A 20,688-nucleotide genomic window follows, 5' to 3' on the forward strand; every position below is an offset into this window, starting at 1 on the left:
TCCCCCACCCTGGAAGACGAGGTTTTAGTTCAGCATCCTGCCGAGATGGATGCTGGATGGGATTTGATTTTACGATCTGATCTCTGTACATGGCGGTGATCTCAAGTATGACAAGAGCATATGGTGGATGCCTTGGCGCATAGAGGCGATGAAGGACGTGTTACGCTGCGATAAGCGTTGGGGAGCTGCGAAAAAGCTTTGATCCGACGATTTCCGAATGGGGAAACCCACCCTTCGGGGTATCCTTACCTGAATACATAGGGTAAGGAGGCGAACCCGGCGAACTGAAACATCTAAGTAGCCGGAGGAAAGGACATCAACCGAGACTTCCCTAGTAGTGGCGAGCGAACGGGAACCAGGCCAGTGGCTGTAGATTAAAAACCGGAACATTCTGGAAAGGATGGCCGTAGTGGGTGATAGCCCCGTACGGGTAAGTTAATTTACAGTCCTCGAGTAGGGCGGGACACGTGAAATCCTGTCTGAACGTGGGGGGACCACCCTCCAAGCCTAAGTACTCCTATGCGACCGATAGTGAACAAGTACCGTGAGGGAAAGGTGAAAAGCACCCCGATAAGGGGAGTGAAACAGACCCTGAAACCGTATGCTTACAAGCAGTCGGAGCACGCAAGTGTGACGGCGTACCTTTTGTATAATGGGCCAACGACTTAATATAACATGCAAGCTTAAGCCGATAGGTGTAGGCGCAGCGAAAGCGAGTCTTAATAGGGCGACTGAGTATGTTGTATTAGACCCGAAACCGAGTGATCTAGTTATGGGCAGGTTGAAGGTGCGGTAACACGCACTGGAGGACCGAACTCACCTATGTTGAAAAATGGGGAGATGACCTGTGACTAGGGGTGAAAGGCCAATCAAACTCGGAGATAGCTGGTTCTCCGCGAAATCTATTTAGGTAGAGCGTTGAATGAATACCGCCGGGGGTAGAGCACTGGATGGATGCGGGGGGCGCGAGCCTTACCAATTCTAACCAAACTCCGAATACCGGTGAGTACTATTCAGCAGACACACCACGGGTGCTAAGGTCCGTGGTGGAGAGGGAAACAGCCCTGACCAACAGCTAAGGTCCCCAAATCATGTCTAAGTGGGAAAGCAAGTGAGAAGGCCAAAACAACCAGGAGGTTGGCTTAGAAGCAGCCACCCTTTAAAGAAAGCGTAACAGCTCACTGGTCTAATAGCCATCTCGCAGCGAAGATGTAACGGGGCTCAAGACATGTACCGAAGCTTTGGATTTGATACTTTGTATCAAGTGGTAGCGGAGCGTTCTGTAAGCCTGCGAAGGGTGACCCGCGAGGGCGCCTGGAGGTATCAGAAGTGCGAATGTTGGCATGAGTAGCGATAAAGAGTGTGAGAGACACTCTCGCCGAAAGTCCAAGGGTTCCTGCGTAAAGCTAATCTGCGCAGGGTTAGCCGGTCCCTAAGGCGAGGCCGAAAGGCGTAGTCGATGGGAACTCAGTTTAATATTACTGGGCCTGATGAGATGTGACGGATGGTGTAAGTTGTTCCTCCTTACTGGATTGGAGGGGCTGCGAAACTGTTCCAGGAAATAGCCTCATCATATAGACCGTACCCGAAACCGACACAGGTGGACAGGTAGAGCATACCAAGGCGCTTGAGAGAACTATGTTGAAGGAACTCGGCAAATTGCCTCCGTAACTTCGGGAGAAGGAGGCCCTCCATGAAGGCAACTTTTTGGAGGGGGCACAGACCAGGGGGTGGCGACTGTTTACTAAAAACACAGGGCTCTGCGAAGTCGCAAGACGACGTATAGGGTCTGACGCCTGCCCGGTGCCGGAAGGTTAAAAGGAGGTGTGAGAGCACTGAATTGAAGCCCCGGTAAACGGCGGCCGTAACTATAACGGTCCTAAGGTAGCGAAATTCCTTGTCGGGTAAGTTCCGACCTGCACGAATGGCGTAACGACTTCCCCACTGTCTCCAACATAGACTCAGCGAAATTGACTTGCCCGTGAAGATGCGGGCTACCCGCGGTTAGACGGAAAGACCCCGTGCACCTTTACTACAGCTTCAGAATGATAATGGATATGTTATGTGTAGGATAGGTGGGAGACTTTGAAACCGGTGCGCCAGTTCCGGTGGAGTCGTTGGTGAAATACCACCCTTAACCTGTCTATTATCTAACCGCGCCCCGTGAACCCGGGGCCGGGACCTTCTGTGGTGGGTAGTTTGACTGGGGCGGTCGCCTCCCAAAGAGTAACGGAGGCGCGCGATGGTAGGCTCAGGCTGGTCGGAAATCAGCTGTGAGAGTGCAATGGCATAAGCCTGCCTGACTGCGAGACTGACAAGTCGAGCAGAGACGAAAGTCGGTCATAGTGATCCGGTGGTCCCGTGTGGAAGGGCCATCGCTCAACGGATAAAAGGTACGCCGGGGATAACAGGCTGATACTGCCCAAGAGCTCATATCGACGGCAGTGTTTGGCACCTCGATGTCGGCTCATCTCATCCTGGGGCTGGAGCAGGTCCCAAGGGTATGGCTGTTCGCCATTTAAAGAGGTACGTGAGCTGGGTTTAGAACGTCGTGAGACAGTTCGGTCCCTATCTGCCGTGGGCGCAGGAGAATTGAGAGGAGCTGTCCCTAGTACGAGAGGACCGGGATGGACGCACCTCTGGTGGACCTGTTGTGGCGCCAGCCGCATTGCAGGGTAGCTATGTGCGGAAGGGATAACCGCTGAAAGCATCTAAGCGGGAAGCCCCCCTCAAGATAAGTTCTCCCTTGAGAGCCGTGGAAGACCACCACGTTGATAGGCCGGATGTGGAAGTGTGGTAACACATGAAGCTGACCGGTACTAATTACTCAATAGACTTGAATATCCCGTCATGAACAGAGATGAGATCTGTAAAAGATCCCGTTCATGCGCGCTCATGCAAAACTTATCATTGGCCTCAAAAAGGCCAAATCAAAACGGAATATAAAACAAACCCATGTTTTTAATTGACCTGGTGATCTTGACGCCTGTGTCCCACCCGGCTCCATCCCGAACCCGGAAGTGAAACCAGGTTGTGCCGATGGTACTTCGTCTTAAGGCGCGGAAGAGTAGGTCGTCGCCAGGTCTATTAAAAACATGAGTTTAAAATACAAACCCATTCATAATGTCAGAAAATCATCGCGCTCAAGTAGCCGCTAGGCGATAGCGCATGAAAAAGACAGCGGCCCATAAAGCCGCTTTTTTTTGTAGGTTGATTATCTCTCGCGGCAGGCTCGCTTACGCTCACGCCTCCGAGGGGGCGCCGAAAAGTCGGCGGCGGTCAGTCGACCGCTCTGGAGTATACACTCCAGCCGTCCGTAGGACGGAAAGGCCAAGCGGCCGTCGCGCACGTTTGCGCGGAAGCCAAGGCCGGAGGCCGCACGGCGCTTGAGTGCCAATAAAGTTTACCGCGGGGTCGAGCATGCCCCAGCCTCGGGTCCCCCGAGGCGGAATTAAAAATGCCGGGCTGCACTGCGCAGCCTTGAACTAACTTGACGCGGGGTGGAGCAGCCCGGTAGCTCGTCAGGCTCATAACCTGAAGGTCGCAGGTTCAAATCCTGCCCCCGCAACCAACGGAAGTTGACGCCGCCCAGAACCATCACTAATGGACCCCTGGGCGGCGCTTCCTTTTTGAGGCCTAGCCTTGTCTTTCGGCTCTACAAAGTGCAGGATTCCGGCCAGATCCCCTACAAGCTCAATGCCTAACCCCTCTCCCTCCGGCACAAGCCTTACCGCCTCAATCAGACTGCGCAGGGTCTGCGACGCCTGCGCTCTTAGATCGGGCTCGTTCAAGGTCTGCATCAGATCGTCCAGCTTCTTCGCATAGGTCTTGGCCATATTGGGATGAAGCAGGGGCGCCGGTTCTTTGGCTTCCGCCAAGAGGGCTTCGAGTTCTTCCCTGCGTGTCTCCAGTTCAATCATACGGCCCTTGACCTTGGCGGCCGGGACACCTGCACAGATGGCATCCACCAGCTTGTCCTGTTCTTTATCAATGCGGACCAGTTCCTGTCTCTGGGCCGTGAGGCTGGCGGACATCTCCAGGCGAAGCCGGTTGAGCTCTTCGGTATATTCCTTGCAGAACTCGGCAAAATAGGCGGGTTCCATAAGATGGTTTTTAAGACCGTCGAGGACGACCTCTTCCAGATGGTCCCTTCTTATGGAATGCTTGTTATCACAGGTGCCCTTGTTGCGCCGGTTGGAACAGGCGAGATGGGTTTTGCTGAACATGCTGAAGCCGCCGCCGCAGGTCCCACATTTAAGCAGTCCTGAAAACAGATATTGCGGTCTTTTGTAGCGGCCGAGTTCATTGTCCGCCTGCAGGGGCTTGCGATGTTTAAGCGCGCCCTGTTGTTCCTTGACCTTGTCCCACAAATCCTGGTCGATGATCCGGAGCTCTGGCACCTGCTGGATAACCCAGTCCTGTTCCGGGTTCAGTCGTGAGATCCTTTTACCCGTGTCCGGGTCCTTGATATAGCGGAGCCGGTTCCAGACCAGTCGTCCGATATAAAGCTCATTGTTGATAATGCCGGTGCCCCGTTCCCGATTGCCATTGATGGTGCTTTGGCCCCACCCGGAGCCTCTTGGCCCGGGCACGCCTTCCTGATTGAGCGCCTTGGCTATCGCGCGGGGAGAGTGTCCGGCGGAAAAGTCTTTAAAGATGCGGCGCACCACGGCGGCTTCTTTAGGGTTGATCTTCCGTTCCCCGGTGACCTTGTTGCCCTCCGCGTCCAGGGAGCGGCGGACCTCGTATCCATAGGTCAAGCCGCCGCCCGACTTGCCCTGTTCGATCCGGCCTCTAAGCCCACGGCGGGTCTTATCGGCAAGGTCTTTCAAATAGAGGGCGTTCATGGTGCCCTTGAGGCCAATGTGCAGGTTGTTCACTTCGCCCTCGCTGAGAGTGATGATCCTTACATCGGCAAAGCTCATGCGCTTATAAAGCCCGGCGATGTCTTCCTGGTCGCGGGACAAGCGGTCCAGAGCCTCGGTCAAGATGATGCTGAACTTGCCCTTCAAGGCGTCTTCCATCAGGGCCTGGATGCCCGGGCGCATCAAAGAGGCTCCGCTCACGGCGCTGTCCTGATAGGTCTTGGTGATGGTCCAGCCTTCCCGAGCGGCGGCTTCCCTGCAGAGACGGACCTGGTCTTCTATAGAGGCCTCCCTCTGGTTGTCGGAAGAATAACGGGCGTAAATGGCGACGGTATTGGCGGCGGAGTTGTTAGTGGTCATCATTGTCTCTTGCTGTGTTCAAGTCAGGAAAAAGATAAAGCTGCGTGCCGGCAGGGAGATTACTGAGGGACGGGGCGCTTGTGCTTTGGGGAGTTGGGTCGGTCGCTGGTGATGGCCCCGCGACCGTCACGTTGTCATTGGCGGTCTGGCCGTCGATCAGGTCTCGCACGGCGGCCCGGGCAATCAGCCGGGCCAGGCACAACAATCTCGGGTCCGGCGGACTGCCGGAGACACTGCCATTGTCATTGGCGTGCGGATAGGCCTTAAACCTTATGGGAAGCTCTTTCCTGCTCATAATCCATAAAGTAGACGCTGCAACCACACCCTCGTCAAGGGTCGTGCGCGGGGCGCGTTGTTCACCATTGTGTCTGCAAAGCATCCTAAATACCTCTCCAGAAACCCAAAGATATCTCCCGATATCCAACGACCTAAAAATCTACCCCGAAAAAACATCAAAAAAATTACAGGATTCTGCACCAACAACCACAGAAAAGGCGGGAGAACCCTGTCAACCTGTATAGCCATACAGGGTCGCTCCCGCCGAGTCTCCGTTCCAGGCACGGTACGCACACCGGAGGAAATCAGGCCACCCGGCTGGAACGGTAAGGAGAATGCTCGGCATCCTCTTTTGTCTCACTGTCATTCGTCTTGGCGTTTTGGAGTTCTTCATCCGGAACCCGGAGCTCCCGGATAAGATCGAAGATGCTATACACCTTGTCTTTGAGGAGGGAAGCCCGTTCCCGGGTCACGTCTCCCATCAGGCTGATGCCGTCATGCTCCACATCTCCGCCTTCCCATGCCAGACACTTCATGACATGGGAGATGGTCATCAGCTGACAGCAGGGGTCTTCCAGATCGAACAGGCTGCTGAACAGCCGGTCCAGCTTCTTCTGCAGTTCGGGAGAGCGGGCGATAAAGTCTTTGCTGGCTTCGACCGGCAAAGGTCGCAAGGGCAGGTCTTCCCGGGCGGCGTCCACTATAAAAGTGTTTTGATCAATCTGGGGCCGGTCGAGACTTCCCTCTTCAAGTGTCTCAAGCTTTTTGCGGCAGAGATAACGGATCAGCCGGAGCAGTTGGTCAGTGCAGGAAAACAGCCGATCCAGTTCTTCAGTCCCCACCGTGAAACGGGAGGAAAAGCGGGTGCCGGTGAAGGATTGCTTGAGAATATGAAAAGCCTGTTTCTGTTCGGTCCAGGCGTGGGCCAGTTCCGGATGGATCGCCTCGGAGAACTCTCTCAGGTCAGAGAGGTCCCGGCTCCGGGGCACATGCAGGCTGTGGATCAAGAGGAAGGCCCTGTAGGCCTGTTCCGCACTCAAGTGGAGATAGAGAGCCGCTGCCTCATTCTGTTGCTCAGCGGCCAGTCTATAGGCGCTTGAGAGGAAACTGCAGGCCAGTGGCCAGACACTTCCGAAATGCTCTTGAGAAAGTTTGTAATGATCTTCGGCTGAGGGACGTTCCGGGGTAGAGAGAAGGTCCAGTCCTTTGTCACCGGACTGATAGAGCAGGGTGCCGGTCTTGGAGATATCGCGATAGAGAAAATAGCCGTCCCGGATCTTCTCGTTCACAGAAGTCTGGCTCTGGAAGGATAAAGATACAGGCGTGGAAAGACCCGGTAGATTATTGATGGCCTTCTCTGCCTGTACCACGGGCCATACAAAACGGGGCAGGATCCGGTTCACGATCACCAGCAGACTGTAATGGTCAGGATGACGATCCTGGCGGTCATCAGCATCGCCATGGTCGCCATGGAGAATAATGGACCGTATCCGGGACCGCTTCTGCTTCTTCGAGGTTCCCGACCGTGCCGCCGCGTCATATTCCATAACCAGAAAACGGGTCAGGCGGTCCAGGTCGTCCTGAACCAAAGGAGGAAAGGCGGATAGGTCCGTGTGCATGGCGGGCTCCAATAGTCGCTGTAGATTTAATTTGCACCTTCAGAAAGGTGGTGAGACAATCAACTACTGTCGGAACGCACACAGAAGTTCGCCTTTAAGTAGATGTACTTAGAGGGGAATATGAACTAATATAGTTCAATACTGACATAAAAACAACTAAAAACATTCAATAATGACAGAAATTAGTTCAAAATGATAACCTCAAGCCAAATACGTGCTGCTCGCGCATTGATAAAGTGGTCCGCTCAAAAGCTGGCTGATGAAGCCGGCATCGGAATATCCACCGTACAAAGGATGGAGAAAGCTGAAGGGGTGCCGACAGGCTCGATCAAGAATCTGGATCTCATTCAGAAGACCCTGGAAAATGCAGGTGTGGAGTTTATTCCCGAAAACGGGGGTGGAGTAGGGGTGAGGCTACAACGGTGAACATCGTCTATTTTCTATAACACAATTTATCGGTCGAACTATTTAGTAGCGGCCAAATTCATCTGAAGGAAATTTTATGGCAGCGAAGAAAAAGGCAATTCCAGAAATTCCTTTGGTAGATGATGATGAAAAAATTCCTCGTCCTAGACTTCATAAGTTAAAAATCCAAAATTTTAGATCTATTGGTGCAACCGAAGTAGAAATAGAACTGGACGATATTGTTGTTCTGGTTGGGCCAAATAATGTTGGTAAGAGTAGTATTCTTCGAGCTTATGAAACCGTAATGTCGCATGGCTCTAAGGAAGGGAAGTTGTCTATAAATGATTTCCCTAATGGGCAGGTTGATGTGGAAAATCTGCCGATGATCGAGTTGCATACTATCGTTTTTAACAAAGCACCTGGAGAAAGGTGGATTCAGGAAACTGCTGAGGGAGAATGGTTGATCCGCGAAAAATGGACGTGGGATAGTCCTAACAAGGACCCAAAACGTCAGGGATTTGATGTTCAGAAAAATGAATGGGATGACGAGGTGCCATGGGGTGCACCGAATGTGGCTAATTCCCGAAGGCCTTTGCCCCATAGAATTGATGCATTTGCTACTCCGGAAAAGCAAGCAACGGATATTACCAAGATTATCACTAGTCTCTTACAAGAAAAACTCACGGATATCAAAACTGATCCAGCACAGGAGAAGTCTGACTACGATTTGATTCTTGAAAAAATCAAAAGCTTACAAACCAAAGCAGTTCAAGCGACGGAAGACGAAGTAAGCATAATTGAAAATGAGATATCCGCCTATTTAGAGAAACTATTTCCAAAGCATAAAATTAGATTTGATGCCAAACCAGAAACGGATATTGAAAAAACTTACCGGCCATTTTCAGGAAATGCAGAACTTCTGATGGGGCCTGAGGGAGGTTATTTTTCTACAATTGAGCATCAAGGCAGCGGCGCGAGGCGAACATTACTTTGGGCTACACTAAAGTATTTGTCTGAAGCTCAAGACAAAAAAGATTCAAGACCGCACGTACTGTTATTAGATGAACCCGAAATTTGTCTACATCCATCTGCAATTCGTGAAGCGAGGTCGGTGTTATATGAATTACCTGATGCTGGAAATTGGCAGGTAATGATTACATCCCATTCGCCAATTTTTATCGATCTTTCCAAGGATAATACCACAATAATTAGAGTTTATAGAGAAGATGATACTGAGGTTAAAAGTACGACTCTCTATCGGCCGGAGAGGGCTAGACTCGACAATGACGACAAGTCAAATCTCAAGTTGATGAATATCTGCGACCCTTATGTGCATGAATTCTTCTTCGGGGGTAGGCAAATTATTGTTGAGGGTGATACCGAATATACAGCATTTTCGATGATAAAAGAGCAGTACCCTGAGCTCTATAGTGATGTGCAGATTATTAGGGCGAGGGGAAAAGGCATAATTCCATCGGTTGCTAAGGTGCTTCTTCAATTCTCAAAGAAGTTTTTTATTCTTCATGATACTGATGAAGAACTTGCTCCTAGCGGAAAGAAAAACCCAGCCTGGGGTATGAATAAGACAATTGCTGGTATTCTAGATATTGAAGGAGCGGACGGAGTTGCAAATCTTGTAGCATGTAAAACGTGTTTCGAGACGGCACTTTTTGGCGAGGAAGTTAAAAATGAAAAGCCATATACTGCTCTTGTAAAAATAAAAACAGATGAAGCTATCAGAGGGCGTGTGAAGCAGCTCCTTGATTATTTGATTGGAGTTGAAGGAGTTGCATTGCCCGAAAACTGCATTCATTGGCAAAAGATTGAAGATTTGGTTTGAAATAGTTTTTTGAATTGCAAACCAAGGACACTCTAGCATTTTAGAGGAAATGTAATGCCCAGAGCCGGACAGATATATCGAATACTTATCGCCTCTCCATCGGATTGTGTGAAAGAACGCGCGGCTATTCCTCAAATTATTTATGCATGGAATGCTGCGCACTCACTACATTCTGATGTGATACTAGAACCGATTATGTGGGAGAGCCATGTAGTGCCGGAACTGGGCGGGCGCCCGCAAGAGATAATCAACAATCAAATAGTAGCTTCTTGTGATTTTCTTATTGGGGCTTTTTGGACGCGAATTGGTACGGCTACTGGGAACCACATTTCTGGTACTGCGGAAGAAATTGATTTATTGAGAAAACAGGGAAAAAAGACACTCCTATATTTTTCTTCTGCACCTGTAATGCCCGAAAGTATTGATGCCGAACAATATAAGGCACTTAAGGAGTTTAAGGATGGCCTGAGAGAGCAAGGTATCACTTTTGAATATTCAGACATCGGTGAATTTAGGGAAATGTTGCAAAGACATATTTCGTCAATCATGGCTGAAATACTGAAAAACCAGGCTCCTCTTCAGTCTTCCCAGGACCAAGAAGAAAATGGCCTTGAGATGTTTAGGTCACAATTTGAGTCCTTTTCTAGGAGATTTAGAGCAGAATGGGCTGCAGAGCGAGATAGTGAACCAATGAGTATTGAAGAAGCCCAATATATTATTTCATCAGCGGTTGACGATCTTTTGAATTTTCAGGCTCAAATTACTTCCGATCCCCAGGGGAAGTTAATTCCCAAATTTGAGCATTCTACCAAAGCGTTAAAGACCTTGCTCCGACACCAAGTGTATTTGGACGGCGGGAAGTCATTTAGGGAGTTTTGGGAAAAAGGAGATCGGGCCATTGAAAGTTTGCAGGAGATTTCAAATATTTTGTCTTCGAGTAAGGGCTAATAGTGCTAGCCATGTATGTCTATAGCGGCCCTAATGGCGAGGGGCATTTCCCATTCGAATAACCCCCATTAACTCCTTATGCAATAAGGCCAAATCAACATTGGGCTACGCTTACTTTTATCTTGCACACTATCCCCTACTCCACGCCCCACACCTCTCAATAACTCCAGGATCTCCGCGCCTTTCCCACGCCCCGCGTTAAAATCGCCCTTACCCCGCAACCAACGCGCATATTAGCCTCTCTACTGGTTGCGGGTGATTTGGTCATTCGGGGGACAAACATGATGAACATGCCATCGCTCTTTAACCAAACTTGATTCCCCTTGATCGCGTTGGGTGTGTTCCGTATGATTTTTTCAGTAATACTTCAGTTCAGGGGTCAGGTTTGGGGGATCAGTTCGAAACATATCTATTGGAAAACGGAGTGCTGTCGCCCCAGGCGCTGGAGCGTGCCCGCAAGGGCACGACGCAGAGCGGCGACGGGCTTGGCGATGTGCTGACCCGACTGGGGCTTCTCTCGGAATCCGATCTGGTGCAGGCCTATGGTGACGTGCTGTCGCTGGAGCGCATCGACAAGAGTTCTTTTCCCGGCGAGAAAATCCCGCTCGAGGAGGTGTCAGAGCGCTTCCTGCTGGCCCAGCGGGCTTTGCCGCTGTCCACGGATGACAAGGAACTCCGTCTTGCCGTCGCCGATCCGCTTGAGGAGTTTACCCGCGAAGCGCTGGAATATGCCATTCACAAAAAAGTCACCTATCTGATTGCTCCGGCGAGCGAGATCGACCTGGCGCTGGAAGAGCTTTATGGCGATGGGCCGGCTGCAACAATGGAGGGCGCCGGCCTCATGGAAGAGGTGGACGACGACATCGACCGGCTCCGCGACCTGGCCAGTGAGGCGCCAGTGATCCGCTATGTGAACCGGCTGCTGCATCAGGCGGTGAGCGAGGAAGCCTCGGACATTCATGTCGAACCGATGGAAGCGAGCCTCAAGATCCGGCTGCGCAAGGACGGCATGCTGGAGGATGTGGAAAATCCGCCGCATCAGTTCCGCTCTGCTATCACTTCCCGGCTCAAGATCATGGCCGGGCTTGATATTGCCGAACGGCGGCTGCCCCAGGACGGGCGCATCCGTATTGCCGTGCAGGGCCGGGACATCGATTTCCGGGTCAGCACCACGCCCACGGCCTTTGGCGAAAGTGTGGTGTTGCGTATTCTCAATCAGCACAAACTTGAACTGGATTTCACCACCCTCGGTTTTCCCGAGCCGGAGCTCGGCCGCTTCCGGGCAGCGCTTGACAAACCGCATGGCATCATCCTGGTGACCGGTCCCACCGGCAGTGGTAAAACTACCACCCTTTATGCGGCGCTCAATGTGCTGAACCGGCCGGACCGCAAGATCCTCACCGTGGAGGATCCGATCGAATATATGCTGGAAGGAGTGAACCAGGTCCAGGTCAACAGTCGAATCGGGCTTGGCTTTTCCTCGGCGTTGCGGTCTTTCCTGCGCCAGGATCCGGACATCATGATGGTGGGTGAAATCCGAGACATGGAAACGGCGCAGATCGCCGTGCAAGCCTCGCTCACCGGCCATTTGATCCTGTCCACCCTACATACCAATACGGCGGCCGGCGCCATCTCCCGGCTTTTGGATATGGGCATGGAAGATTTCCTGCTTGCCTCCACCCTCAACCTGGTGATGGGGCAGCGGCTGGTGCGGAAGCTGTGCGGTTCCTGCAAGGAAGAAGTGGTAGTTGAGGGCAATAAATCCTGGCGCGCGGTTGGCTGTCCGTCCTGTCATCAGAGCGGCTATCAGGGCCGGACCATGATCGTCGAGGTGTTGCCCATCAGTGACAGGATCCAGGACCTGATCCGTTCCAAGGCCACGACCTCGGAGATTGAGGCCCAGGCCGTTGCGGAGGGCATGCGCACCATGGATGCCCAAGGCCGGGAACTGGTGGCCCGGGGTGTGACTTCGCTGGAAGAACTCTACCGCGTGGTCGGGGAGGGCAACAATGCAGAAATTTAGCTACAACGCTCTCGACCGCCAGGGGGAGAGCCATTACGGCGAAATGGAAGCCATGAGCGAGCAGGCGGTCCTGGACCGGCTGGTCAAGCAGGGATTGATGCCGGTGGAGGTCAGCCGGGGCGGTCCCTCGCTGCTGGCAGCGCTGAATAAACCCCTGTTTGAAGGCAATCGGCTGTCCAACAAGAAACTGCTCGACTTTACCCGCAATTTATCCACCCTGGTGGGGGCCGGCCTGTCGCTGGAACGCTCGCTTGTCACCATGAACAGCATGGGGAACGATAAACGGCTGAAAGGGATCGTGGAGACATTGCTTGGCGAAATCCGCGAAGGGGCAAGTCTGGCCACGGCGATGAAGGCACAGCAAAGGGTTTTCACCGGTTTTTATATCAGCATGGTCAGCGCCGGCGAGGCCAGCGGCACTCTGGATGTGGTGCTCTCGCGCCTGACCACCTATCTGGAGCGGCGGGTGGAAATCCAGGAAAAGGTCAGTTCCGCCCTGGTCTATCCCGCATTGCTGTTGATGATGGTGGCGGTGACAATGGTGCTGCTGATCACCGTGGTGCTACCCCAGTTCCGGCCGATCTTTGAGCAGGCCGGGGATAAATTGCCATTGGCCACCAAGTTGGTGATGGGCTTTGGCGATTTCATGCATGACCATGGCTTGCTGGTGCTACTGGGGCTCATTGGCCTTGTGGTCCTGACCGTAGCCCTGCTGCGGCAGGAAAAATACAGCATGATGCTGCATCGTTTCTTGCTGAAGATCCCGTTGCTTGGCGGGCTTTTGCGGAAGGGGGAATTTGCCCGCTTTCACCGCATGCTCGGCACCTTGCTGCAGAACGGCATTCCGCTGACCTCCGCCTTTGTCATCGCCCGGGACGGGATCGCCAATCTGTATATTTTCGATCATCTTGGCAAGGTGATAACCCGGTTGCGCGAGGGCGGCAGCCTGTCGACGGAATATGGCAAGGCGGCCTTCGTGCCGGCCATCGCCCGGGAGCTGACCCGGGTCGGCGAAGATACCGGCCGGCTCGATGAGATGCTGCTCAAGACCGCGGATATTCTGGAGGAAGATGTTAAGAATCTGACCGATCGGCTGATGGCATTATTGGTGCCGCTGCTGACGCTCGGCATGGGCCTGATCATCGCCGGCATGATCGCCGCGGTGATGCTGGGCATTTTGAGTATAAACGAGATTGCTTATTGACGAAGGATGGATGTAGGTGGAGCATAAAAATAAAAACAACAACAAGGACGCAGGCTTTACCCTGATGGAGCTGTTGGTGGTGATCCTGATCCTGGGACTGCTGGCCGCCATTGCCGTGCCGCAGGTGGTGAAATACCTGAGCCGGGCCAAGGCGGATACGGCGAAGCTTCAGGTGGAATCCCTGGTGGCCAATCTGGATTTTTACAAGATCGATGTGGGGGCCTATCCCACGACGGAACAGGGACTGAAAGCACTGGTGGAGAAACCGGGCGAAGCCTCCAACTGGTTCGGGCCCTATATCAAGAAAAAATCCAGCCTGGTCGATCCCTGGGGCGAGCCCTATCAGTATAAAATGCCGGGCGATCATGGATTTTTTGATATCTATTCCTACGGCGCCGACAAGAAGGAAGGGGGCGAAGGGGAGAATGCCGATATCGTCAGCTGGGAGGACTAAGAGCGACCCGCAAGCCGGCATGACCTTAATGGAAGTGCTGGTCGTGCTGGGTATCCTGTCCATGGCCTACGTGTTGCTTTCACCTCTCTCCGGCAGGATATTTCCGGGGGCCAGCTTGAACGCGGCTAGTGAACGATTGGCGGGCGACCTGCGTGATTTGCGTAGCCGGGCCATATTATCCGGCAGTCCGACAACACTCTATTTATTGGAGGACGGGCGTGCCTGGGGCTTCTCGAAAAATGAGATAGAGCAGAGTATGCCACAAGAGGGAAGGATTATTCTCGAAGGGGAGAACAGCGAGGAAAATTTGGCAAGCTTCTTTCCGGATGGAAAAAGTAATGGATTTACCTTGGTGCTGCAGCTGGGGGAGCGGACTAAAACCATCCGGTCCGACTGGATAACCGGCAAGATCATTATTGAGTGAATGATGGATAGTAACGAGAGCGGCTTTACAGTTTTGGAAGTCTTGGTGGCCTTTGTCATTTTGGCCTCCGCGCTTGGCGTTGTCTATCAGATGGTTGCCATGGGTGGGTTGCGTTCGGACAGGGCCCAAAAGGAGCAGACCGCCCTGCTGCTGGCAAAAAGCAAGCTTGCGGATGCAATGACCATTGGTCGGAGCACAGAAGGCCAGGAAGGGAATTATCACTGGGAACTGGAATGGCAGGCCTTGCCGGTGAAAGAGCCGCGCGAGCGGCGTAATCCGGTACGTCTGGCGCAGGTGACCGTCACAGTGTCCTGGGGAGAAGCGGGGCAGGAAATCCGCCTTGCCACATTACGGCCGGAGGTGCAAAACTGATGTCCCGTTGTCTGCAAATAATTCGGCGGTTTAACCGCGGATCCGTTGCGGAGCAGGATCATCAAGGCGGAGAGGATGGCTTCACCCTGGTTGAGGTTCTGGTCTCCTTTGTTTTGCTGGGCTTTGTCCTGGCGCTACTTTATGTCGGGTTCAGTTATGCCAACCGGGTGTTTGCGCGGACCACAGACCTTTCCTCCTGGACCGATGATGTGGTGCAGGTGCAAGACCTGTTACGGGGCCTGATCAGTCAGGCTTATCCCGATCCGACTATGTTTCAGGGCGGTCTGGATCGTGTGGATTTTTTGGCTCCGGTAACGCGCCAGGGCAGGGAGAACGGTCTCCACAAAGTGGTTCTGCAACGTGCGAGCGGAGACGGTTCGGATAAACTGACATTGACACTCAGTTCTGTTGGAAAGGCTGAGCCGAAGGATGAAGAAAAATTTGTCCTGATGGAAAATATTGAAGCGATGGAGTTTTCTTACTTTTCCATAGGATTGCACGGGCAGACGGGTACCTGGGTGTCGCATTGGGAGAAAGGGCGGGAATTGCCACAAGCATTTCGACTTTCATTGAAACTAAAGAGGGCTTTGAAAACAAACGAGACCCAGAAAACACAGCAGCACGGGCAAATTGATTGGCCGACCTTGATTGTGCCGTTGCAGGTAACTCAAAATGTCGACTGCCGGTTTGATCCGGTCAGTCGCAAGTGTATTTAAGGCGGGGATATGGGGAAGAGATTTAAAATACTGAGCAACTATCTTAGATACTTTTGGACCTGGTGGATCGGGGAACTGACCGGCATGGTCCCGGACAGGGTAAAGTCTGCTTTTTTCCCTGATGAGAAGATCGGTCGCCTTTGCCTGTCTAAAGCGCAACTTGAATTGCAGTTTGTGGACGGAGAAGGTACTGAAGAGAAAATTTCCCATGCCAGATCTGGAAACTTGCGCCAGGATCTAGAAGAAGTTTTTGATCAGGCCGAAAGAAAAGGATTTTCCTCTAAGACCCTTGAGGTAGAGCTTTTACCGGACATGATCCTCTCCCGCCTGATCCGGCTGCCGGAGACGGCCCGGAATAACTTTCGCCAGATCATATCGCTGCAGTTTGATCGCTATTTTCCCTTATCGGAGGACAAAGTCTTATTCGACTGTGTGGCGGGACCGGGGAAGGATAAAAAAGAAGTGACGATTGAGGCCGCTCTGGTGCGCAAGACACTGGCGGAAGAGCTTTCGCAGCGTCTTGAGGCTCAGAAGATCACACTCAAGAAGATTTACGTTTCCGAAAAGCAACAGGAAAAAAGTGCGGCCCGGTGTTTTACTTTTCTGGATCGTACTGGGTTTATCGCGCCGGAAGAGCGCAAGCCGGTCTTTGCTCTGGCCGTTTGTTTATGTCTCCTCCTGCCCGTTTGGCTCGGAGTCTACTCTTATAAATTATCCGCTCGGGAAACCTGGCTGCGGGAACAGGCTGTTGAGTTGTCCCGAGAGGTCAAAGGGATAGAAAAAATCAGTGCCAAAATAGTTGCGGAACAACAGCAACGCCGTCTCTATCAGGAAAAAATCGAGGAAGTGAGACTGTCCGAGATTCTCACCATCCTGACAAGAGCAGTTCCTGAGGACAGCTGGATCACGGAGCTGAACAAGAGTGGGGATCGGTTGACCATAAGCGGCAAGACACCCAACGCTTCACAACTTGCAGCGGGACTGGATCGGGACGGCTTTTTCAAAAGGGTGTCCAATAGCTCGACGGTTATTCAGCCAGGCGAAAATTCGGAACGGTTTACCCTTTCCCTGGAGCTGAAACCTGAGGACCAGGAGGATGATCAACAGATGCAAGCCAGCGCGAAGAGGGGAGAGGCTGAGTAATGAGCACGGTTGGCCCTCTTTATCGCAAGGCGCTGGCAGCTACCATTCTGATGGTATTGCTGTTTGCCGTTGTATTTGGCATTTTGCTCCCCTTGTCTGATCTGTTTGGACAAAAACGGGACAGTGTCAGCACTCTGGAAGACCGGATCGCCCGCTATCAAAATATTCTCGGTCGAGAAGAGGCCTACAGGGAGCGTCTCGTAGAGATTGAAGCGGCTCCCCTGCCTGGCATTGCCTATGAGGCGACCAGCCTGACGGCGGCTAGCGCCAGTCTGCAGAATGACATCAGGCAAATGATTGGCAGAAGTGGCGGTCGCATTGAAAGTATGCAAACACTGCCTCCTCTTCAGGAGGGTCCGTTTCGGAAGATTGGCGTCCGGATGTCGCTTCGGACAGATATGAAGTCACTGGTTCAGTTTCTCGAAGGGCTTGACCGTCATCAGAAGCTCGTGCTTGCGGACAATATCTCCATGCGAACCAGTGAACGGCAAAACAATAATCGCCCGCCTGAGGTTGTAATCCGCTGGGATCTTTATGGCTATGCTCTCATGAGCACCCTGGAGGAGGCGCAGCCATGAGATTCTCCCCGCTTCTGACCGGCCTGATGGGGGCCAATCTTGTTCTTTTGGCTGGAGCGCTGGGGCTCGTGTTTCTATATAAAACCGATGTTATGCCGGTGCCTGTGCGAGACAGTTTTAGCCTGGAGGCTGAGGCTCCGGGAGCTGTCCTCAACAAAACCAGCGCCGACTATGCCCTGCTTTCGGAAAAGCCATTGTTTCATGCCACCCGAAAACCAGTGGAGATCACCAAACCGGAACCGGTTCAAGCCCGGCCGCAGGTTGTGAGAAGCAACTTGACGGACTATCTGTTAACAGGCATCGTTTACATATCTTCCGGGGAGAGCCTGGCCTATGTGCGTGGCCGGCGAAATGGTAAAAACTACAAGCTGAGGCTGGGGGATGAGTTTGAGGGATGGACGGTTGAGGAAATCCGAAAAACCGAGGTTGTGGTTTCCAGAGACGGTCGGCGGGAAACGCTGCCATTGATCAAGAAAAACTAAAAAGGTTGGGGGACGTGTATTTACAGTTCAGATTTCCAGTTCAACTTCTGAGGAGCGGTTGTCTTCTCGGACTTGTGCTACTGTTAAACTCATGTGCGGATCAAGGCCAAAACGAGCCGCCTACGCTGCAGCAGACCAGCACCGCCGGGGAAAGCAGTCCCTATATCCTGCTGAAGGAAGAAGCCTCGGATGCCGGTAACGTCACCCAGGGTAAACATTCTGCCGCCGAATATATCTATGGCACCGGCGAGTTTATGGCGCCGGCCCGACCTGGCGGACTACCGTCGGTTACCAAGAGTGAAGATGGCACTATTGATCTGAACTTTCTGGAAAGTGACGTGAGAGCAGTTGTCGATGCTGTGCTCTCCGATATGCTGTCCCTGCATTATGTGCTTGATCCGGCCGTCAAAGGGAAAATCACCCTGCAGTCCAACCGGTCTCTCGGGAAAACCGAAGTCCTTATGGCTTTGGAAGAAGCGCTGCGTCTGGTCAATGTGGCGATGATCAAGAGCGAAGGTGTCTTTCATATCATTCCACTGAAGGATGCGCCGCGCCGGGTAACCAGTATTCGTCGGCCGGTGCCGCCCAGCGTCAACCTGCCGGGCTTCGGCGTCCAGGCGGTCTCCCTCGATTACACCACGCCCAGCGAGATGGCCAAACTCTTACAGTCTTTTGCGCCACAAGGATCCATTCTTTCCATCGACAATAGCCGGAACCTGTTGTTGTTAGCCGGCACGGCTAAAGAACTGGCCACCTTGCAGGAACTGATCCGTACCTTTGACGTGGATTGGCTGCAAGGCATGTCATTCGCGCTATTTTCGCTGCAGCAAGTGGATGCCAAGACTGTCAAAGAGGAGCTTTCAGTTATTTTCAATGATGCCGAGACCCCGGTGAGCGGCATGATCAAGTTTATCCCCATGCCAAGGTTAAACTCTCTACTGGCCATTTCTCACAGCAAGGACTATTTGCGCAGGGCAGAGGAGTGGATTGCCAGGCTGGATACCGGCGGACAGACTTCGGGCAGACAGATTTATGTTTATCATGTCGAGCATGGCAAGGTGGAAGGTATTGCTTCGGCGCTGAGCCAGATTCTCGGGGATACGAAGGGCGGAGAAACCAAAGAAGAACTTGGGACACCTGCGCCGGCTGCAGGGATAAGGAGACCTTCTTTCCAGCCTTCACCTGGTGAGAGCGGTAGTTTTTTCAGCGAAGGTCGATTGAAGATTGTGCCGAATGTGGATGATAATTCTCTTCTTATCCTGGCCACACCGGAAGAATACGGGGTAATTGTCAAGGCCATCAAACAGATGGATATTGTGCCCCGTCAGGTCATGATTGAAGCGACGCTTGCGGAAGTGACGCTCAATGATAATTTGCAATATGGGGTGAATTGGTTCCTGGAGACCGGCTCTAATAGTTTTACCTTTTCGGACAGCAGCAGTGGCGGAGTGGCTTCTTCCTTTCCCGGCTTTTCCTATGTCTATACCGGATCCAACTCCAACAGGGCAGTATTGAATGCCATCTCATCGGTTACCGATGTGAAAGTGATCTCCTCTCCGAAGCTTATGGTGCTGAACAACCAGACCGCTAACCTTCAGATCGGGGACCAGGTCCCCGTCGCCAAACAGTCCTCCCAGAGTTCCACCGATAGCAATGCGCCAATCGTGAATACCATTGAGTTCCGCGATACCGGTGTGATCCTCAATATCACCCCTCATATCAACAAGGGCGGGTTGGTATTGCTGGACGTTTCTCAGGAAGTCAGTGATGTAGCGGAGACGATTTCCTCCGGCATTGATTCACCGACCATTCAGCAGCGCAAAATCGAAAGCAGCATCGCCATACAGAACGGGGAAACGGTGGCCCTTGGCGGATTGATCCGGGAAAACATAACCGATAGCAAGTCGGGGCTTCCCCTGCTCAAGGATATTCCTCTGTTGGGCGCAGCCTTTAGCACCAATTCTACCGTCACTCGCAGGACGGAGTTGATCGTGTTGATTACGCCGAGAGTATTGGAAAACTCTGGGGACGTGCGAGAATCCCTCGAAAATCTCAAACAGGAATTCGAACGTCTGACACCTTTCCCGACATCGGCATTTGAAATCAAAGATGACGCTCAAGCGAACTAACAAATCTTCAGATCAGGGAATTGCTCTGATCAGTGTGTTGTGGGGGGTGTTGGTTTTGTCCCTCATTGCCATGACGGTGCTTGCTCTGGCCCGGGTCAACAGTCATCTCGCGAAAAACATGATTGAGCAGGAGAAGGCCAATGCGGCGTCTGAAGCTGCACTCTATGAGGTGATCCGACGGTTATCTTCTCCTTCCGAAGGACGAGAGATCAAGCCGGTTGTGGGGACGACAACGGTTAATTTTGAAGGTTACACTATCGAGGTAGCCATCGAACCGGAGCGGGGAAAGATTGATCTCAATTCGGCAGATCCCTTGTTGATTTCCGCGGCTCTGGCCTATCGGGGCATGGAAGAGGATGAGGCACTGGATATGGCGGCTCATATTGCGGAACTGCGAGAAAATAGTCCGGAAAAAGTTTTTCGCGTGGTTTCTGATCTCTTGCAGAAAGCCGATATTCCGGAAAACATCTATCACTGTGCCGCACCCTTTTTCACCGTTTATACGGGTGTGATTGGCGTGGACCATTTGGCGGCGACAGAGGAAATCAAAGAACTTCTTCAGTGGGCTGATAAAAAAAGATGGGGAGGGCGAAACTGGATGGAAATTAGTGGAACGAGCAGCGGCGGTTTGGTGTCGGAAGCTACAAACTCTGTTGTGCAAAATAGTATATCCCATTCCGGCCGAGTCTATACTCTGATTGCTAGGGTCAAATCACAAAAAGGGGGTTTTCTGCAGAAAAGAGCCATTGTGCGTTTGACTGGAAATCGCAAAGAACCTTTTTGGGTATATGCTTGGAGGGCGGAGTTTTCACGTGAAAGTGAATGTAGTCAAAAATAACCAGACAAATAT

The 20,688-nt window shown here is 52.4% G+C and carries 17 protein-coding genes, 1 tRNA gene and 2 rRNA genes; 17 read left to right on the plus strand and 3 right to left on the minus strand.

All coding sequences use genetic code 11. The features are described 5' to 3' along the window. The first annotated feature begins 99 nt into the window (after positions 1-99). From FIV46_RS12055 to FIV46_RS12065, 3 genes are all read left to right on the plus strand, one after another. Positions 100-2,844: ribosomal RNA gene (locus FIV46_RS12055) — 23S ribosomal RNA — on the plus strand. 125 nt (positions 2,845-2,969) lie between these two features. After that, a 5S ribosomal RNA gene (gene rrf, locus FIV46_RS12060) occupies positions 2,970-3,084 on the plus strand. A 410-nt stretch (positions 3,085-3,494) separates the two neighbouring features. Next, positions 3,495-3,571, plus strand: a tRNA-Met gene (locus tag FIV46_RS12065). Here the strand turns inward: FIV46_RS12065 and FIV46_RS18420 are convergent. The 3 genes from FIV46_RS18420 to FIV46_RS12080 form a co-directional block, all read right to left on the minus strand. Further along, on the minus strand, positions 3,528-5,228 hold the full coding sequence (locus tag FIV46_RS18420) for a recombinase family protein (RefSeq protein ID WP_342780435.1): 1,701 nt from the start codon (positions 5,226-5,228) through the stop codon (positions 3,528-3,530). The two genes, FIV46_RS12065 and FIV46_RS18420, sit on opposite strands and share 44 nt — an antisense overlap. Next, entirely contained in the window at positions 5,215-5,604 is a 390-nt protein-coding gene (locus FIV46_RS12075; RefSeq protein ID WP_139941187.1) for a hypothetical protein, read from the minus strand. The genes FIV46_RS18420 and FIV46_RS12075 overlap by 14 nt, the downstream gene beginning before the upstream one ends. Positions 5,605-5,806: 202 nt before the next feature. Further along, positions 5,807-7,120, minus strand: a complete 1,314-nt coding sequence (locus FIV46_RS12080; RefSeq protein WP_139941188.1) for a HEPN domain-containing protein — start codon at positions 7,118-7,120, stop codon at positions 5,807-5,809. Positions 7,121-7,312: 192 nt separating this feature from the next. Between FIV46_RS12080 and FIV46_RS18425 the strand changes: the two genes are divergently transcribed. From FIV46_RS18425 to FIV46_RS12150, 14 genes are all read left to right on the plus strand, one after another. Next, on the plus strand, positions 7,313-7,546 hold the full coding sequence (locus FIV46_RS18425) for a helix-turn-helix domain-containing protein (protein ID WP_139941189.1): 234 nt from the start codon (positions 7,313-7,315) through the stop codon (positions 7,544-7,546). Positions 7,547-7,622: 76 nt separating this feature from the next. Next, positions 7,623-9,365, plus strand: coding sequence for an ATP-dependent nuclease (locus FIV46_RS12090; protein WP_139941190.1), 1,743 nt, complete (start codon positions 7,623-7,625; stop codon positions 9,363-9,365). Between the two features lie 54 nt (positions 9,366-9,419). Beyond that, the gene (locus FIV46_RS12095) at positions 9,420-10,313 is read left to right on the plus strand and encodes a hypothetical protein (protein ID WP_139941191.1); all 894 of its coding nucleotides are present in this window, start codon (positions 9,420-9,422) and stop codon (positions 10,311-10,313) included. A gap of 385 nt (positions 10,314-10,698) precedes the next feature. Continuing rightward, the gene (locus FIV46_RS12100; RefSeq protein ID WP_219846105.1) at positions 10,699-12,336 is read left to right on the plus strand and encodes a GspE/PulE family protein; all 1,638 of its coding nucleotides are present in this window, start codon (positions 10,699-10,701) and stop codon (positions 12,334-12,336) included. Beyond that, entirely contained in the window at positions 12,323-13,540 is a 1,218-nt protein-coding gene (locus FIV46_RS12105) for a type II secretion system F family protein (RefSeq protein WP_139941192.1), read from the plus strand. The genes FIV46_RS12100 and FIV46_RS12105 overlap by 14 nt, the downstream gene beginning before the upstream one ends. 16 nt (positions 13,541-13,556) lie before the next feature. After that, a complete protein-coding gene (gene gspG, locus FIV46_RS12110; RefSeq protein ID WP_246056947.1) occupies positions 13,557-13,994 on the plus strand; it encodes a type II secretion system major pseudopilin GspG in 438 nt (145 codons plus the stop codon). Then, the gene (locus FIV46_RS12115; protein WP_281280523.1) at positions 13,966-14,418 is read left to right on the plus strand and encodes a GspH/FimT family pseudopilin; all 453 of its coding nucleotides are present in this window, start codon (positions 13,966-13,968) and stop codon (positions 14,416-14,418) included. Before gspG ends, FIV46_RS12115 begins: the two co-directional genes overlap by 29 nt. Positions 14,419-14,421: 3 nt before the next feature. After that, positions 14,422-14,790 (plus strand): type IV pilus modification PilV family protein, encoded by a 369-nt coding sequence (locus FIV46_RS12120; RefSeq protein ID WP_219846106.1) that lies wholly within the window; start codon positions 14,422-14,424, stop codon positions 14,788-14,790. Beyond that, complete coding sequence (locus FIV46_RS12125) at positions 14,790-15,506, plus strand: prepilin-type N-terminal cleavage/methylation domain-containing protein (protein ID WP_139941195.1); 717 nt, start codon at positions 14,790-14,792, stop codon at positions 15,504-15,506. Before FIV46_RS12120 ends, FIV46_RS12125 begins: the two co-directional genes overlap by 1 nt. Positions 15,507-15,515: 9 nt before the next feature. Next, the gene (locus FIV46_RS12130) at positions 15,516-16,649 is read left to right on the plus strand and encodes a PilN domain-containing protein (RefSeq protein WP_139941196.1); all 1,134 of its coding nucleotides are present in this window, start codon (positions 15,516-15,518) and stop codon (positions 16,647-16,649) included. Continuing rightward, a complete protein-coding gene (gene gspM, locus FIV46_RS12135; protein WP_139941197.1) occupies positions 16,649-17,227 on the plus strand; it encodes a type II secretion system protein GspM in 579 nt (192 codons plus the stop codon). The genes FIV46_RS12130 and gspM overlap by 1 nt, the downstream gene beginning before the upstream one ends. Then, a complete protein-coding gene (locus FIV46_RS12140; protein WP_139941198.1) occupies positions 17,224-17,709 on the plus strand; it encodes a type II secretion system protein N in 486 nt (161 codons plus the stop codon). Before gspM ends, FIV46_RS12140 begins: the two co-directional genes overlap by 4 nt. Before the next feature lie 14 nt (positions 17,710-17,723). Then, positions 17,724-19,838 carry a type II secretion system secretin GspD gene (gene gspD, locus FIV46_RS12145; protein WP_139941199.1) on the plus strand — a complete coding sequence of 705 codons (2,115 nt, stop codon included), beginning with the start codon at positions 17,724-17,726 and terminating at the stop codon, positions 19,836-19,838. Continuing rightward, complete coding sequence (locus tag FIV46_RS12150; protein ID WP_139941200.1) at positions 19,819-20,676, plus strand: hypothetical protein; 858 nt, start codon at positions 19,819-19,821, stop codon at positions 20,674-20,676. Before gspD ends, FIV46_RS12150 begins: the two co-directional genes overlap by 20 nt. Positions 20,677-20,688 lie beyond the last annotated feature (12 nt).

The sequence above is a fragment of the Emcibacter nanhaiensis genome (assembly GCF_006385175.1).
GTDB classification, from domain to species: Bacteria; Pseudomonadota; Alphaproteobacteria; order Sphingomonadales; family Emcibacteraceae; genus Emcibacter; species Emcibacter nanhaiensis.